The 15,038-nt window shown below is 68.4% G+C and carries 12 protein-coding genes and 1 riboswitch; of the genes, 10 read left to right on the top strand and 2 right to left on the bottom strand.

Annotated elements, in window-relative coordinates:
- Positions 1 to 110 precede the first annotated feature (110 nt).
- From flhB to metF, 8 genes are all read left to right on the top strand, one after another.
- A complete protein-coding gene (gene flhB / locus DID96_RS08030; RefSeq protein WP_124598827.1) occupies positions 111 to 1,322 on the top strand; it encodes a flagellar biosynthesis protein FlhB in 1,212 nt (403 codons plus the stop codon).
- The gene (gene flhA / locus DID96_RS08025; RefSeq protein ID WP_124598826.1) at positions 1,319 to 3,421 is read left to right on the top strand and encodes a flagellar biosynthesis protein FlhA; all 2,103 of its coding nucleotides are present in this window, start codon (positions 1,319 to 1,321) and stop codon (positions 3,419 to 3,421) included. The genes flhB and flhA overlap by 4 nt, the downstream gene beginning before the upstream one ends.
- On the top strand, positions 3,418 to 5,178 hold the full coding sequence (gene flhF / locus DID96_RS08020; RefSeq protein ID WP_124598825.1) for a flagellar biosynthesis protein FlhF: 1,761 nt from the start codon (positions 3,418 to 3,420) through the stop codon (positions 5,176 to 5,178). Before flhA ends, flhF begins: the two co-directional genes overlap by 4 nt.
- Complete coding sequence (locus DID96_RS08015; RefSeq protein WP_124598824.1) at positions 5,171 to 5,986, top strand: MinD/ParA family protein; 816 nt, start codon at positions 5,171 to 5,173, stop codon at positions 5,984 to 5,986. Before flhF ends, DID96_RS08015 begins: the two co-directional genes overlap by 8 nt.
- 22 nt (positions 5,987 to 6,008) lie before the next feature.
- Positions 6,009 to 6,743, top strand: coding sequence for an RNA polymerase sigma factor FliA (locus DID96_RS08010; RefSeq protein WP_124598823.1), 735 nt, complete (start codon positions 6,009 to 6,011; stop codon positions 6,741 to 6,743).
- Positions 6,744 to 6,809: 66 nt separating this feature from the next.
- Positions 6,810 to 6,929, top strand: a riboswitch (S-adenosyl-L-homocysteine riboswitch).
- A 30-nt stretch (positions 6,930 to 6,959) separates the two neighbouring features.
- Positions 6,960 to 8,381 carry an adenosylhomocysteinase gene (gene ahcY, locus DID96_RS08005; RefSeq protein WP_124598822.1) on the top strand — a complete coding sequence of 474 codons (1,422 nt, stop codon included), beginning with the start codon at positions 6,960 to 6,962 and terminating at the stop codon, positions 8,379 to 8,381.
- A gap of 250 nt (positions 8,382 to 8,631) precedes the next feature.
- The gene (locus tag DID96_RS08000) at positions 8,632 to 8,985 is read left to right on the top strand and encodes a phage holin family protein (protein WP_124598821.1); all 354 of its coding nucleotides are present in this window, start codon (positions 8,632 to 8,634) and stop codon (positions 8,983 to 8,985) included.
- A 19-nt stretch (positions 8,986 to 9,004) separates the two neighbouring features.
- Entirely contained in the window at positions 9,005 to 9,835 is an 831-nt protein-coding gene (gene metF / locus DID96_RS07995; protein ID WP_124598820.1) for a methylenetetrahydrofolate reductase [NAD(P)H], read from the top strand.
- Between the two features lie 81 nt (positions 9,836 to 9,916).
- Here metF and DID96_RS07990 read toward each other — a convergent pair whose 3' ends face one another.
- Both DID96_RS07990 and DID96_RS07985 read right to left on the bottom strand, forming a co-directional pair.
- The gene (locus DID96_RS07990; RefSeq protein ID WP_124598819.1) at positions 9,917 to 11,389 is read right to left on the bottom strand and encodes an amidase; all 1,473 of its coding nucleotides are present in this window, start codon (positions 11,387 to 11,389) and stop codon (positions 9,917 to 9,919) included.
- 73 nt (positions 11,390 to 11,462) lie between these two features.
- Positions 11,463 to 12,155, bottom strand: a complete 693-nt coding sequence (locus DID96_RS07985) for a dienelactone hydrolase family protein (protein ID WP_124598818.1) — start codon at positions 12,153 to 12,155, stop codon at positions 11,463 to 11,465.
- A 242-nt stretch (positions 12,156 to 12,397) separates the two neighbouring features.
- On the opposite strand from DID96_RS07985, the gene DID96_RS07980 reads away from it, so the two are divergent.
- Together DID96_RS07980 and DID96_RS07975 are read left to right on the top strand one after the other, a co-directional pair.
- Complete coding sequence (locus tag DID96_RS07980) at positions 12,398 to 13,477, top strand: nitronate monooxygenase family protein (protein ID WP_124598817.1); 1,080 nt, start codon at positions 12,398 to 12,400, stop codon at positions 13,475 to 13,477.
- Between the two features lie 416 nt (positions 13,478 to 13,893).
- Complete coding sequence (locus DID96_RS07975; RefSeq protein WP_124598816.1) at positions 13,894 to 15,036, top strand: branched-chain amino acid ABC transporter substrate-binding protein; 1,143 nt, start codon at positions 13,894 to 13,896, stop codon at positions 15,034 to 15,036.
- Positions 15,037 to 15,038 lie beyond the last annotated feature (2 nt).

Here is a 15,038-nt window from a genome sequence, read left to right as displayed (position 1 = left end):
CCGAAATACCCCCCTTTCCCGGCTTTGCTCGACCGATCGGCGTTTGACGCCTCCATGAATAATCGGTGTCACTGGAAAACGGCATCCCGCCGTATCCGTCTGGAGGCCCCGTGGCAGACGAGAGCGATCTCGACAGAACCGAAGCCGCCACTCCGAGGCGCCGCGAGAAGGCGCGCGAGGAGGGGCAGGTCGCGCGCTCGCGCGAACTGGCTTCGTTCGCGCTGCTCGCGGCGGGCTTCTACGGCACATGGCTGCTCGCGGGGCCGATCGGCATGCATCTGCAGACGATGCTGCGCGGCGCGTTCTCGTTCGACCGCGCGGCCGCGTTCGACACGCACCGGATGCTCACCGCGGCCGGCAGCGCGAGCCTCGAAGGGCTCGCCGCGCTCGCGCCGCTGCTCGCGCTGACGGGGCTCGCCGCGCTGCTCGCGCCGATGGCGCTCGGCGGCTGGCTGATCTCGTCGAAGACCTTCGAACTGAAACTCGACCGGCTGAACCCGCTGACGGGCCTCGGCCGGATGTTCTCGATCCAGGGGCCGATCCAGCTCGGGATGTCGGTCGCGAAGACGCTCGTCGTCGGCGGGATCGGCGGCGTCGCGATCTGGCGCGCGAAGGACGAACTGCTCGGCCTCGCGACCCAGCCGCTCGATACGGCGCTCGCCGATGCGCTCCACCTCGTCGCCGTGTGCTGCGGCACGACGGTCGCCGGGATGCTGGTGGTCGCCGCGCTCGACGTGCCGTATCAACTCTGGCAGTACAACAAGAAGCTGCGCATGACGAAGGAAGAAGTGAAGCGCGAACATCGCGAGAACGAAGGCGATCCGCACGTGAAGGGCCGGATTCGCCAGCAGCAGCGCGCGATCGCCCGCCGCCGGATGATGGCGGCCGTGCCGAAGGCCGACGTGGTCGTCACGAACCCGACGCACTTCGCGGTTGCGCTGCAGTACACGGATGGCGAGATGCGCGCGCCGACGGTCGTCGCGAAGGGCGTGAACCTCGTCGCCGCGCGAATCCGCGAGCTGGCCGCCGAGCACAACGTGCCGCTTCTCGAGGCGCCGCCGCTCGCGCGTGCGCTGTATCACAACGTCGAACTCGAACGCGAGATTCCCGGCTCGCTGTATGCGGCGGTCGCCGAGGTGCTCGCGTGGGTGTACCAGCTCAAGCGCTTCCGCGCGGAAGGCGGCGCGTTCCCGGCCGTGCCCGTCGATATCGACGTGCCGGCCGAACTCGACAAGGGCGCGTCGGTGTCCGCCGATGACGAGCGCGACGAAGCCGACGACGTGCTCGGCGCGCATGCCCGTGCCCACGGAGGTGCGGCATGAGCACGCCCGCCGGCCTGTTCGCGAAGCGCCCGAACCTGCTCGCGGGCACCAACCTGCGCGCGCTCGCGGGCCCGATCCTCATCTGCATGATCCTGGGGATGATGATCCTGCCGCTGCCGCCGCTGCTGCTGGATCTGCTGTTCACGTTCAACATCGCGCTGTCCGTGATGGTGCTGCTCGTCAGCATGTACACGATGAAGCCGCTCGACTTCGCGGCGTTCCCGAGCGTGCTGCTGTTCTCGACGCTGCTGCGGCTGTCGCTGAACGTCGCGTCGACCCGCGTCGTGCTGCTCGAGGGCCACACGGGCCCGGACGCGGCCGGCCAGGTGATCGAGGCGTTCGGCCACTTCCTCGTCGGCGGCAACTTCGCGGTCGGCATCGTCGTGTTCGTGATCCTGATGATCATCAACTTCATGGTGATCACGAAGGGCGCGGGGCGGATCGCGGAAGTGTCCGCGCGCTTCACGCTCGATGCGATGCCCGGCAAGCAGATGGCGATCGACGCCGACCTGAACGCGGGCCTCATCAACGAGGAGCAGGCGAGAAAGCGCCGCACCGCAGTCTCGCAGGAAGCCGAGTTCTACGGGTCGATGGACGGCGCGTCGAAGTTCGTGCGCGGCGACGCGATCGCGGGCCTGATCATCATGGCGATCAACGTGATCGGCGGGCTGATCGTCGGGATGCTGCAGCACGACATGAGCTTCGCGGCGGCCGGTACGAACTACACGCTGCTGACGATCGGCGACGGCCTCGTCGCGCAGATCCCGTCGCTCGTGATCTCGACCGCGGCCGGCGTGATCGTGTCGCGCGTCGCGACCGACGAGGACATCGGCACGCAGATCACCGGCCAGCTGTTCACGAACCCGCGCGTGCTGACCATCACCGGCGCGATCATCGTGCTGATGGGGCTGATCCCCGGGATGCCGCACTTCGCGTTCCTGCTGCTCGGCGGCGGCGCGATCTGGCTCGCGCGCACGCAGACCAAGCGCGCGGCGGCCCGCAAGGCGGCCGGCGACGTCACCGACATCGCGCCGCCCGCCGCGCTCCCCGCGGACAGCCACGAGGCGAGCTGGGACGACGTGCAGCTGATCGATCCGCTCGGCCTCGAAGTCGGCTACCGGCTGATCCCGCTCGTCGACAAGAACAGCGACGGCGAGCTGCTCAAGCGCATCAAGAGCATCCGCAAGAAGTTCGCGCAGGAAATCGGCTTCCTGCCGCCCGTGATCCATATTCGCGACAACCTCGAGCTGCGGCCGAACGCGTACCGGATCGCGCTGAAGGGCGTCGAGATCGGCGTGGGCGAGGTGTACCCGGGCCAATGGCTCGCGATCAACCCGGGCCAGGTGACGGCCGCGCTGCCCGGCGTGCCGACCCAGGATCCGGCGTTCGGCCTGCCGGCCGTGTGGGTCGACGTCGCGCTGCGCGAGCAGGCGCAGGTGTACGGCTATACGGTCGTCGACGCGAGCACCGTCGTCGCGACGCACCTGAACCATCTCGTCGTCCAGCATGCGGCCGAACTGCTCGGCCGCCAGGAAGTGCAGGCGCTGATCGAGCGCACCGGCAAGGACTCGCCGTCGCTCGTCGAGGATCTCGTGCCGAAGACGATCTCGCTGACGACGCTGCAGAAGGTGCTGCAGAACCTGCTCGAAGAAGGCGTGCCGATCCGCGACATGCGCACGATCATCGAGGCCGTGTCCGAGCAGGCCGGCCGCCTCACCGACGCGTACGACATCACGGCCGCGGTGCGGCTCGCGCTCGGCCGCGCGATCACGCAGCAGTGGTATCCGGGCGCGGGCGACATGCAGGTGATGGGGCTCGACGCGCATCTCGAGCGCGTGCTGTCGCAGGCGCTCGCCACCGGGGCGAATCCGGGCCTCGAGCCGGGTCTCGCGCACAACCTTCTGACCGGCACGCAGCAAGCGCTGCTGCGTCAACAGAATCTCGGGCTGCCGCCCGTGCTGCTCGTGCAGCACGCGTTGCGCGCGATGCTCGCGCGCTTCCTGCGCCGCAGCCTGCCGCAATTGAAAGTGCTGTCGTACGCCGAAGTGCCGGACACACGCACGATCAAGGTCGTTAACGTCATCGGGGGTCCCGCTTGAACATTCGCAAATTCACCGGCGCAACGAGTCGCGATGCACTGCGGCTCGTGCGCGAGGCGCTCGGCGCCGATGCCGTCGTGCTGTCGAACCGCACGCTCGATGACGGAAGCGTCGAGATCACCGCGCTCGCCGACGCCGAGCTGGCCGCGATCGCGCCGCCTGCCGCTGCGCCGGGACATCCTGCGATCGCCGTGCAGCCGGCCGCGTTGCCGGGCTTCGCGCCGCGCACGCGCGCGGTTGCCAATCCGTATGCAATGGGCGACGGCGGGCTGCCGGACGTGTTCTCGTCGATGTTCGGCGCGAGCGCCGAAGCGGACGATGCGCCGGCGATTGCGCCGGGTACGGCCGGAATGCCGGATGACGCAGCGCCGGCTGCAGCGTCGCTCGCTGCGGGATCGCCGGCTGCAGGTTCGCTCGCCGCAGCATCGCCCGCCGCCCCTTCCGAACCCGCGCCGTGGCTCGTCGAGCATGCGAGGCGCCTGACGCAGCAGCGCGAGGCGCTCGCAGCACGCAACCAGCCCGTACCGGACAGCGGCTACCGCGCGCCGGCTGATACCGTACGCGCGCCGCGTACCAGCGATGCGCCGGCGCCCGACTGGGCGCAGGACATCGTGCGCGACGTCGCGCGCCGCATTCCGGCCGAAGCGGCCGCGCCGCGCCGGATCGCCGACGCGCCCGCGCCCGCGCCGAAGGTGGCCGAGCGCACGCGCATCCCGACCGACACGGCCGCGGCGGTCGCGGACGCGGTGAAGTCGCGCATCGAGCGGATCGTCAACGACACGGTGATGAATGAGCTCGGCGCGCTGCGCGGGATGATGGAAGAGCAGTTCGACAGCCTGATGTGGCACGAACGCCAGCGCCGCAGCCCCGTGCACGGCGCGCTGACGAAGCACCTGTTCGCGGCCGGCTTCTCCGCGCAGCTCGTGCGGATGATGGTCGACAACCTGCCGCAGGGCGAGGGCGAGCAGACCTTCGAGCAGGCGGCCGAATGGGCGCAGTCGGTGCTCGCGGCGAACCTGCCGGTGCTCGAAAGCGAAGACGCGCTGATGGAGCGCGGCGGCGTGTTCGCGTTGATGGGCCCGACGGGCGTCGGCAAGACGACGACCACCGCGAAGCTCGCCGCGCGTTGCGTGATGCGCTTCGGCGCGAGCAAGGTCGCGCTGCTCACGACCGACAGCTACCGGATCGGCGGGCACGAGCAATTGCGGATCTTCGGCCGGATCCTCGGCGTGCCCGTGCACGCGGTGAAGGACGCGGGCGATCTCGAACTCGCGCTGTCCGAGCTGCGCAACAAGCACATCGTGCTGATCGACACGATCGGCATGAGCCAGCGCGACCGCGCGGTATCCGACCAGATCGCGATGCTGCACGGCGCGAATACGCCCGTGCAGCGCCTGCTGCTGCTCAACGCGACGAGCCACGGTGACACGCTCAACGAGGTCGTGCAGGCGTACCGCAGCGCGGGCGACCATCCGGACCTCGCCGGCTGCGTGCTCACGAAGCTCGACGAGGCGACCCATCTCGGCGGCGTGCTCGACACGGTGATCCGCTACAAGCTGCCCGTCCACTACGTGTCGACCGGCCAGAAGGTGCCGGAGAACCTGTACGTCGCGACGAAGAAATTCCTGCTGAAGAGTGCGTTCTGTGTGCCGCGCGACGGCTCGCCCTTCGTGCCGCACGACGAGGACATGCCGACGCTGCTTTCCGCGCTGACCGCACGTTCCACCGCCGAGCTGCACGAGGTGCGCTTTGGATAAACGCATGGTCGATCAGGCTGAAGGATTGCGGCGCCTGCTGGCCGGGCGCGCGTCGAGAATCGTCGCGGTCGCGGGCGGGCCGGCGGGCGTCGGCTGCACGTCGACCGTCGTGAACCTCGCCGCCGCGCTCGCGTCGCTCGGCAAGGACGTGCTCGTCGTCGACGAGCGTGCCGACGTGCACTCGGCCGCCGCGACGCTCGCCGGCGCATGGCTGCGCGACGGCGAACGCACGCGGGTCGCCGCCGGGTTCTCCGTGTGCGCGGCGGCGCGGCTCGCGCGTGCCGGCTACAGCGACGCGCAGCTGAGCGATTTCGTCGACGGGCCGGCCGACATCGTGCTCGTCGATGCGCAGCCCGAAGCGAACGGCGCGTTCTCGGCCCTCGCACGCGAAGCGCACGACGTGCTGATCGTCACGCGGGTCGCCGCGCACGCGATCACCGAGGCGTACGCGCACATGAAGCGGCTGCATTACGCGCATGCAATCGCGCAGTTCCGCGTGTTGACCAACCACGTCGGCAGCCACGCCGACGCGAAGACGGCCTACGACAACCTGGCAGGCGTCGCGAGCCGCTACCTGGCGGTGTCGATTGCCGACGCCGGCTGCGTGAGCGCCGATCCGCTCGTCGAGCATGCGCGCGAGCTCGTGCGTACGGCGGTCGACGCGTTCCCGTCGTCGCCGGCCGCACGCGATTACCGGCAGATTGCCGCGGACCTGCTGTACTGGCCGCTGCGCCCGAGGCCCGGCGCGGGCCCGATCCGCGCGGCCGGCAGCCCGTCGTTCGAGGCAGGCGCGGCACACGCCGCGTGAGCGCCACCGGAAGGAGAGAGCCATGATGTACAACGCTCAAGGAAAGATTTCCCAGGCCGACGTGCTCGCGCAATACGCGCCGCTCGTGCGCCGCCTGGGCCTGCAGCTCGTCGCGAAGATGCCGGCGAGCGTCGACCTCGACGACCTGATCCAGGCCGGGATGATCGGCCTGATGGACGCGGCCGGCCGCTACAAGGAAGACCAGGGCGCGCAGTTCGAGACTTACGCGACGCAGCGCATCCGCGGCGCGATGCTCGACGAGCTGCGCAGCAACGACTGGCTGCCGCGCAGCCTGCGCAAGACGTCGCGCGAGGTCGAGCAGGCCGTGCACCAGGTCGAGCAGCACCTTGGCCGCGCGGCAAGCGAGGCGGAGATCGCGAAGCACCTGGAGATGCCGCTCGGCGACTACCAGGGGATGCTGCAGGACCTGCACGGCAGCCAGCTCATCTACTACGAGGATTTCGACCGCGCGGCCGACGACGAGCCGTTCCTCGACCGCTATCGCGTCGATCACGCCGATCCGCTGTCGGCGCTGCTCGAAGAGCACCTGCGCGAGGCGCTCGTCGAGGCGATCGAGCGGCTGCCGGAACGCGAAAAGCTGCTGATGTCGCTGTACTACGAGCGGGGTCTGAATCTGCGCGAGATCGGCGCGGTGCTCGAGGTCAGCGAATCGCGCGTGTGCCAACTGCACAGCCAGGCGGTCGCGCGGCTGCGCGCGCGGTTGCGCGAGCAGGCGTGGGTCGGCGCGGAAACCTGACCCCTTTAGCGAGCATGCGCGCGGCGGGTACGCAATGTTCCCGCCGATTTGCTACAATCCCTCCCGTTTTCCGAGGAGCGTTGCGACGGGCGATCATGCGTCCGCCAGGCTCGGAAGGCTTCACCAAGCGGGCAGGGCCGCGGCGCATCGCGCCGGCCGCCGCTTCCTGAACGGCGCTCACGTCACCACTTCTAGAACTTTTTTAGAAAGGAGGGCGTGATGAGCGCCATCATCGATTCCCAAGCTTCCCACGATTATCTCGTCGCCGATATGGCGCTTGCCGGCTGGGGCCGCAAGGAGCTGAACATCGCCGAGACCGAAATGCCGGGCCTCGTGCAGATTCGCGACGAATACAAGGCACAGCAGCCGCTGAAGGGCGCGCGCATCGCAGGCTCGCTGCACATGACGATCCAGACCGGCGTGCTGATCGAGACGCTGAAGGCGCTCGGCGCGGACGTGCGCTGGGCCTCGTGCAACATCTTCTCGACGCAGGATCATGCCGCTGCCGCGATCGTCGAAGCCGGCACGCCGGTGTTCGCGTTCAAGGGCGAGTCGCTCGACGAGTACTGGGAGTTCTCGCACCGCATCTTCGAATGGCCGAACGGCGAATTCGCGAACATGATCCTCGATGACGGCGGTGACGCGACGCTGCTGCTGATCCTCGGCTCGAAGGCCGAGAAGGATCGCTCGGTGATCGCCAAGCCGACCAACGAGGAAGAAGTCGCGCTGTACAAGTCGATCGCGAAGCATCTCGACATCGACGCGAGCTGGTACTCGAAGCGCCTTGCGCACATCAAGGGCGTTACCGAAGAAACGACGACCGGCGTGCACCGCCTGTACCAGATGGAAAAGGACGGCCGCCTGCCGTTCCCGGCGTTCAACGTGAACGACTCGGTCACGAAGTCGAAGTTCGACAACCTGTACGGCTGCCGCGAGTCGCTCGTCGACGGCATCAAGCGCGCGACCGACGTGATGATCGCGGGCAAGGTCGCGGTCGTCGCGGGTTACGGCGACGTGGGCAAGGGCTGCGCGCAGTCGCTGCGCGGCCTGGGCGCGACCGTGTGGGTTACCGAAATCGACCCGATCTGCGCGCTGCAGGCGGCGATGGAAGGCTACCGCGTCGTGACGATGGAATACGCGGCCGACAAGGCCGACATCTTCGTGACGGCGACCGGCAACTACCACGTGATCAACCACGATCACATGAAGGCGATGCGCCACAACGCGATCGTCTGCAACATCGGCCACTTCGACTCGGAAATCGACGTCGCGTCGACCCGCCAGTACCAGTGGGAAAACATCAAGCCGCAGGTCGACCACATCATCTTCCCGGACGGCAAGCGCGTGATCCTGCTGGCGGAAGGCCGCCTCGTGAACCTCGGCTGCGCGACCGGCCACCCGTCGTTCGTGATGTCGAACTCGTTCGCGAACCAGACCCTCGCGCAGATCGAGTTGTTCGTGCGCGGCGGCGAGTACGAGAACAAGGTGTACGTGCTGCCGAAGCACCTCGATGAAAAGGTCGCGCGCCTGCACCTCGCGCGCATCGGCGCGAACCTGTCGGTGCTGTCGGACGAGCAGGCGTCGTACATCGGCGTCGCGAAGGAAGGCCCGTTCAAGCCGAACCACTACCGCTACTGATGACGCGCAAGCCGCCGTTCGCCGGGGGCGGGCCGTGCCGCGCAGCGATGCGCGACACGGTGCGGGACCGGCGGGGCGGCGGCCTGCAGACAGGCGGCCACGCGCAGTCCGGCGCGGCCGCCGTTCCGTCATCCGGGCAGTCGCACGCGGCCCGAGCGGCGCAAGCCGAACGGTCCTGACCGACCCCAGGGGCCCCCAAGCGGGCTCCCGGGCGGGCCCCACGATCTTCAACCGAGAACCGGAGCATTACATGAGCGTCATCCTCACCTGGATCATCAATGCCCTCGCGCTGCTGATCATCACGTACCTCGTGCCGTCGATCCACATCAAGAGCTTCGGCACCGCGCTGATCATCGCAGTCGTGCTCGGCCTCATCAACGCGGTGATCCGCCCGGTGCTGATCCTGCTGACGCTGCCTGTCACGGTCGTCACGCTCGGGCTGTTCATCCTCGTCGTGAACGCGCTGTGCTTCTGGTTCGCGTCGTCGCTGCTGAAGGGCTTCGAGGTCTCCGGGTTCTGGTCCGCGTTCTTCGGTTCGATCCTGTACAGCATCGTGTCGTGGCTGCTGTCCGCCCTGATCTTCGGCCAGCGCAACATCGGCTGAACGGGTTGCCATTCCCATCATGAAACCGATCGAACTCTCGTTTGAATTCTTCCCGCCGAAGACGGCGGAAGGCGTCGAGAAGCTGCGCGCGACCCGCGCGCAACTGCTGCCGCTGAAGCCGAAATTCGTCTCCGTGACGTTCGGCGCCGGCGGCTCGACGCAGCAGGGCACGCTCGATACCGTGCTCGACATGCAGAAGGACGGCCTCGAGGCCGCGCCGCACCTGTCGTGCATCGGCTCGTCGAAGGACAGCCTGCGGGCGATCCTCGACCAGTACCGCTCGCACGGCATCCGCCACATCGTTGCGCTGCGCGGCGACCTGCCGTCCGGCATGGGCGAGGTCGGCGAGTTGCGCTATGCGTCGGAGCTCGTCAGCTTCATCCGCGCCGAGCATGGCGACTGGTTCCACATCGAGGTTGCCGGCTATCCGGAATACCATCCGCAGGCGCGCTCGCCGAAGGCCGATATCGAGAACTTCGCGCGCAAGGTGAAGGCCGGCGCGAATTCCGCGATCACGCAGTATTTCTTCAACGCGGACGCGTATTTCCGCTTCGTCGACGACGTGCGCAAGCTCGGTGTCGAGGTGCCGATCGTGCCGGGCATCATGCCGATCACGAACTTTTCGCAGCTGATGCGCTTTTCCGAGATGTGCGGCGCCGAAGTGCCGCGCTGGGTCGCGCGCCGGCTCGAGAGCTTCGGCGACGACCGCGAGGCGATCCGCGCGTTCGGCGCGGACGTCGTCACGGGCCTGTGCCAGCGCCTGCTCGACGCGGGCGTGCCGGGGCTGCATTTCTATACGCTGAACGGCGCGGCCGCGACGAAGACGATCTGCGAACGGCTCGGCGTGTAAGCCACGCTCGCGCGCCGCTCGGCGGCCGCCACCCCACGACCCCGCCCGGCGTTGCCCGGCGGGGTTTTTCTTTGGGGTGCGTCAGCGCCCCGCCTGCATCAGCGGCGGGCGGCGCTCGAACCACGGCCGCGCCTGTTCGAGCTGGCGCGCGAGCTTCAGCAGCAGCGCGTCGTCGCCGTGGCGCGCGGCGAACTGCACGCCGATCGGCAGGCCGCGCGCGTTCCAGTAGAGCGGCACCGACATCGCCGGCTGGCCGGTCAGATTGAAGAGCTCGGTGCAGCCGGCCCACGCGAACGCCTTCTGCGACGCCTTCGCGAGCATCTCCTTCAGCAGCGGTTTGATCGGCAGCGCCGCGAGCACTTTCATCTGTGCATGCTCGAACGGCGTCGGCTGCAGCTCGCCGATCTTGACGGGCGGCCCCGCGAGCGACGCGCACAGGATGACGTCGTAGCGCGCGGCGAGCCCCGTGACCTGCACGGTGAGCTGGCGCTGCCACTCGAGCACGTCCGGCAGCCGCGTGCGCGCGAGCCGCCGGCCGACGACGGCCATTGCCCACGTCGCGGCCTCGAACTCGTTGCGGCGTGGCGTGCGGCCCGTCAGTTGCCGCGCGCCGAGCACCATCTCCTCGGCGATCGCCGCATACAGCGTGAGGAAGGTTTCGGCCACGCGCGCAAAGTCGATATTCAGCGTCGCCGGTTCGACGTGATGGCCGAGCGATGCGACGAGCGCGGCCGCGTCGTCGAGCGCCGCGCGCGTGTCGGCGGCCAGCGCGGGGGCCAGCATCGGATCGGTGACGACGCCGATCCGCAGCGCGCCGGGCGGCGTGTCGAGCGCGCCGAGGAACGTGCCGGGTGCGCCGCTCGGCAGCGTCTGGCCAGTCGTCACGTCGAGCAGCAGTGCGCTGTCGCGCACGCTGCGCGCAACCGCATGCTGGACGACGAGGTCGCCGCTCATCGGCGTGTCGGCGAGCGCCGGGTTGCGGCTCGGCTTCAGGCCGAACAGCCCGCAGCACGACGCCGGGATGCGGATCGATCCGCCGCCGTCCGACGCGTGCGCGAGCGGCACGATCCCGGCCGCGACGGCGGCGGCCGCGCCGCCGCTCGAGCCGCCGGGCGTGTGGTCGAGATTCCACGGGTTGCGGCACGCGCCGAACAGCTCGGGCTCCGTGTACGGCATCTGGCCGATCTCGGACGTGTTGGTCTTCGCGAAGAAATTCAGCCCGGCCGCGCGGCTCTTCGCGATCAGCGGCGAATCGGCGTCGGGCACGTAGTACCGGTAGTGCCGGCTGCCCATCGACAGCGGCAGCCCCGCGACCGCCGCGCCGAGGTCCTTGACGAGATAGGGCACGCCGGCGAACGGGCCGTCAGCGTCGTGCAGCGTCGCGGCGCGTTCGCGGGCGGCGTCGTAGTCCTGCAGCACGATCGCGTTGATCGCGGGATTGACCGCTTCGGCCTGCCCGATCGCGGCATCGATCAGTTCGCGCGGGCTCACCTTGCGTTGGCGGACGAGATCGGCGAGCGCGATCGCGTCGTGGGCGAGATAGTCCGAATGCACCGCTGTCACCCCCGGTCATGAAAAGGGAGCGGGCGCGGGCCCCGCACGGGGGCCGGGCCCGCTGCCGGTTTGCTTACAGGTGCTCGGCGAGGAACGTCAGCGTGCGGCCGTGCGCGAGCGCCGCCGCGCGCTGGTTGTACGACGCGCGGTCCGTACAGTTGAAGCCGTGCTCGGCGCCCGGATACAGGTGGAACGCGGCATTGTCACGGCCGGCGAACGCGGCCTTGACCTGGTCGACGGCCTCGGGCGGAATCGCGTGGTCGTTCTCCGCGTAATGGAACAGGATCGGCTGCGTGACCTGGCCCGCGATGTCGAGTGCGTTCTGGATGCCGCCGCCGTAATACGCGACTGCCGCATCGATCTTGCCGGTCGCGGCCGCGCGGTACGCGAGCTGGCCGCCGAAGCAGTAGCCGATCGCGGCGACCTTGCCGGCGACTTCGGCGCGCGCGCGCAGCGCGTCGGCCGCCGCGGCGATGTCGGCGACCGCGAGCTTCACATCGGTCTTCTTCATCAGCTCGATGCCCTTGTCGCGGTCCGCGCCTTCGTAGGTCAGCTCGACGCGCGGCTGCGTGCGCCAGAACACGTCCGGCGCGAGCGCGACGTAGCCGTCGGCCGCGTACTGGTCCGCGACCGCGCGGATGTGCGCGTTCACGCCGAAGATCTCCTGGATGATGATGACGGCCGGGCCCGTGCCGCGCCTGGGCAGCGCGAGATAGCCGCCAAAGCTGTCGTTACCGGCCGGAATGTCGATCCATTGAGCAGTCACGTTGAACTCCTGACGAGCGAGGCGGCGTCGCGCACGCCTCGGCGATGAAAAAAAGGGGGCGGCCTAGTGTGCCACCAATCACCGTGCGCTGCAGCGTGCGCGGCACGCGGCGCCGGCTTCTCGCGCAGCGATCGTTCCGTTCAGGATTATTCATTTTTCGGTCGTACGACGCTTCGGTACAGTCGAAAGCATCTCCCTGCTTACAGCGCGCTTTCGCGCGTCACCGCCGAAGGATCGTTCCCATGTCAGTCCGTTCCCTGTCCACACCGTTCGCCGAACGCTTCGGCCTGCGCCTGCCGCTCGTGCAGGCGCCGATGGTCGGCGCGACCACGTCCGCGATGGTCGCCGCCGTGTCGAATGCCGGTGCGCTCGGCAGTCTCGGCGCAGGCGCGTTCGCGCCCGAGCGCCTCGCCGACGAAGTCGCGCAGGTGCGCGCGGCCACCGACCGGCCGTTTGCGGTCAACCTGTTCGTGCTGCAGGACGTGACGCCCGACGCGGCGACGCTCGCGCGCGCGCTCGCGGCGATCGATCCGCTCAACGCCGCGCTCGGCCTGCCGCCCGGCGCCGCGCCCGCGCGATTCGCGCCCGACTTCCGCGCGCAGCTCGACATGCTGGTGTCGCTGCGCGTGCCGATTGCGAGCTTCACGTTCGGCGTGCTCGATGCGGCCGACGTCGCACGGCTGAAGGCGGCCGGCACCTACGTGATCGGCACCGCGACGCACGTCGCCGAAGGGCTCGCGTGGCAGGCGGCGGGCGCCGACGCGCTGTCCGCGCAGGGCGCCGAGGCGGGCGGGCATCGCGGCACGTTCATCGGCGCGGCCGACGACGCATTGATCGGCACGATGGCGCTCGTGCCGCAACTCGTCGACGCGACGGGCCTGCCCGTGCTCGCGGCGGGCGGGATCATGGACGGCCGCGGCATTGCGGCGGCGCTCGCGCTCGGCGCGCAGGCCGCGCAGCTCGGCACCGCGTTCCTGACGTGCGCGGAAAGCGCGATCGCTGCCGACTGGAAAGCGCGCTTGCTCGCGAGCGCGGACACGTCGACGCAGGTCACGCGCGCGATTACCGGGCGTCATGCGCGCGGGCTGCGCAATACGCTGATGGCGCGGCTCGGCGAACGCATGGCCGATGTCGCGCCGTATCCGGTGCAGAACGCGCTCACGCAACCGCTGCGCCAGGCTGCCGCGCGCGCGAACGATGGCGACTACCTGTCGCTGTGGGCCGGGCAGGGCGCGCCGCTCGCGCGGCGGCGCGGCGATGCGCTGACGGCTGCGCAGCTGGTCGGCGCGCTCGACGCGGAATGGCGCGCGGCGGCCGGTTGATCGCGCGTGCCAGGCGACGTGAAGCGCGTGCCGACACACGCGTTTCATTCAACGATGCTGTGCACAGAATACCCATTCGAAATGTCGAGGGAGCGCTTTAAAGCGGCCCTTCACCGACTCGTAAGAAATTAGCGGAAACCCTTATCCCACGGTCTTTACAGCGATTTCAGAAAGGCGTCTGATATGTACTTGTATCGGTAGTGTTACCACTACCCCAAAAAAGTCCCACAAATTAATTTGATCACCTACACTTCCGCGCAAGTACGGGCGGGCGGCTGCTAAAAGCGGCTGTTTCACGTGCTTGAGGCCAAGTGCATGAAGGATGCAACCGGCGAATCGTCCAGTGATTGAGAACACAGGGATGGCAGCGGGGCACCGGGCGATGGCGTTTTTTGGGACCGAAACTGGAGACTTACATGAATATCAAGATGCAAAAGCTGTTGCCGATCACTGCAGCGGCGATGCTGTGCGTTGCAGCTGCAAGCAACGCGGCCGCCGATCAGGTCGTCAAGATTGGCCACGTTGCGCCGTTGACGGGCGGTATTGCACACCTCGGCAAGGACAATGAAAACGGCGCCCGTCTCGCAGTCGAGGAGATCAACGCCAAGGGTCTCACGATCGGTGGCCAGAAGATCACGCTGCAACTCGATGCGCAGGACGATGCCGCCGACCCGCGCCAGGCGACGCAGGTCGCGCAGAAGCTCGTCGACGACAAGGTCGTCGCGGTGGTCGGTCACCTGAACTCGGGCACGTCGATCCCGGCCTCGAAGATCTACAGCGATTCGGGCATCGTGCAGATCTCGCCGTCGGCGACCAACCCGGCCTACACGCAGCAAGGCTTCAAGACGACGTACCGCGTCGTCGCGACCGATGCGCAGCAGGGCCCGGCACTCGCGAACTACGCGCATTCGAAGGGCATCAAGAGCGTCGCGGTGGTCGACGACTCGACCGCTTATGGCCAGGGTCTCGCGAACGAATTCGAGAAGAAGGCGAAGGCACTCGGCCTGAAGGTGGTGTCGCACGACGCGACGAACGACAAGGCGGTCGACTTCCGCGCGATTCTGACCAAGATCAAGGGCGAGAATCCGGACGCGATCATGTACGGCGGCATGGACGCGACGGGCGGCCCGTTCGCGAAGCAGGCGAAGCAGCTCGGCCTGCGCGCGCGGATCCTCGCGGGCGACGGCGTGTGCACGGAAAAGCTGGCGGACCTGGCCGGCGACGCGACCGACAACGTCGTGTGCTCGGAAGCGGGTGCGTCGCTCGAGAAGATGCCGGGCGGCGGCGCGTTCAAGGCGAAGTACGAGAAGCGTTTCGGCCAGCCGATCCAGATCTACGCGCCGTTCACGTATGACGCGGTGTACATCGTCGTCGACGCGATGAAGCGCTCGAACTCGACGGATCCGGCGAAGATTCTCGCGGCCATGCCGGACACGAACTACACGGGCGTGATCGGGACGACGACCTTCGATTCGAAGGGCGACCTGAAGCACGGCGTGATTTCGCTGTACAACTACAAGGGCGGCAAGAAGACGTTCCTCGATGAAGTGAAGATGTAAGC

Origin of the sequence: Burkholderia sp. Bp8963 (assembly GCF_003854275.1) — a bacterium.
Classification (GTDB): domain Bacteria; phylum Pseudomonadota; class Gammaproteobacteria; order Burkholderiales; family Burkholderiaceae; genus Burkholderia.
Note: the sequence above shows the minus strand (reverse complement) of the source record. Positions and strands in the feature narration are given on the sequence as shown.

Bases quoted from the DNA above. Each gene is read 5' to 3' on its own strand.
- flhA (WP_124598826.1), top strand. From the start codon at position 1,319: ATGAGCACGCCCGCCGGCCTGTTCGCGAAGCGCCCGAACCTGCTCGCG.
- DID96_RS08010 (WP_124598823.1), top strand. From the start codon at position 6,009: ATGATGTACAACGCTCAAGGAAAGATTTCCCAGGCCGACGTGCTCGCG.
- DID96_RS08000 (WP_124598821.1), top strand. From the start codon at position 8,632: ATGAGCGTCATCCTCACCTGGATCATCAATGCCCTCGCGCTGCTGATC.
- metF (WP_124598820.1), top strand. From the start codon at position 9,005: ATGAAACCGATCGAACTCTCGTTTGAATTCTTCCCGCCGAAGACGGCG.
- DID96_RS07980 (WP_124598817.1), top strand. From the start codon at position 12,398: ATGTCAGTCCGTTCCCTGTCCACACCGTTCGCCGAACGCTTCGGCCTG.
- DID96_RS07975 (WP_124598816.1), top strand. From the start codon at position 13,894: ATGAATATCAAGATGCAAAAGCTGTTGCCGATCACTGCAGCGGCGATG.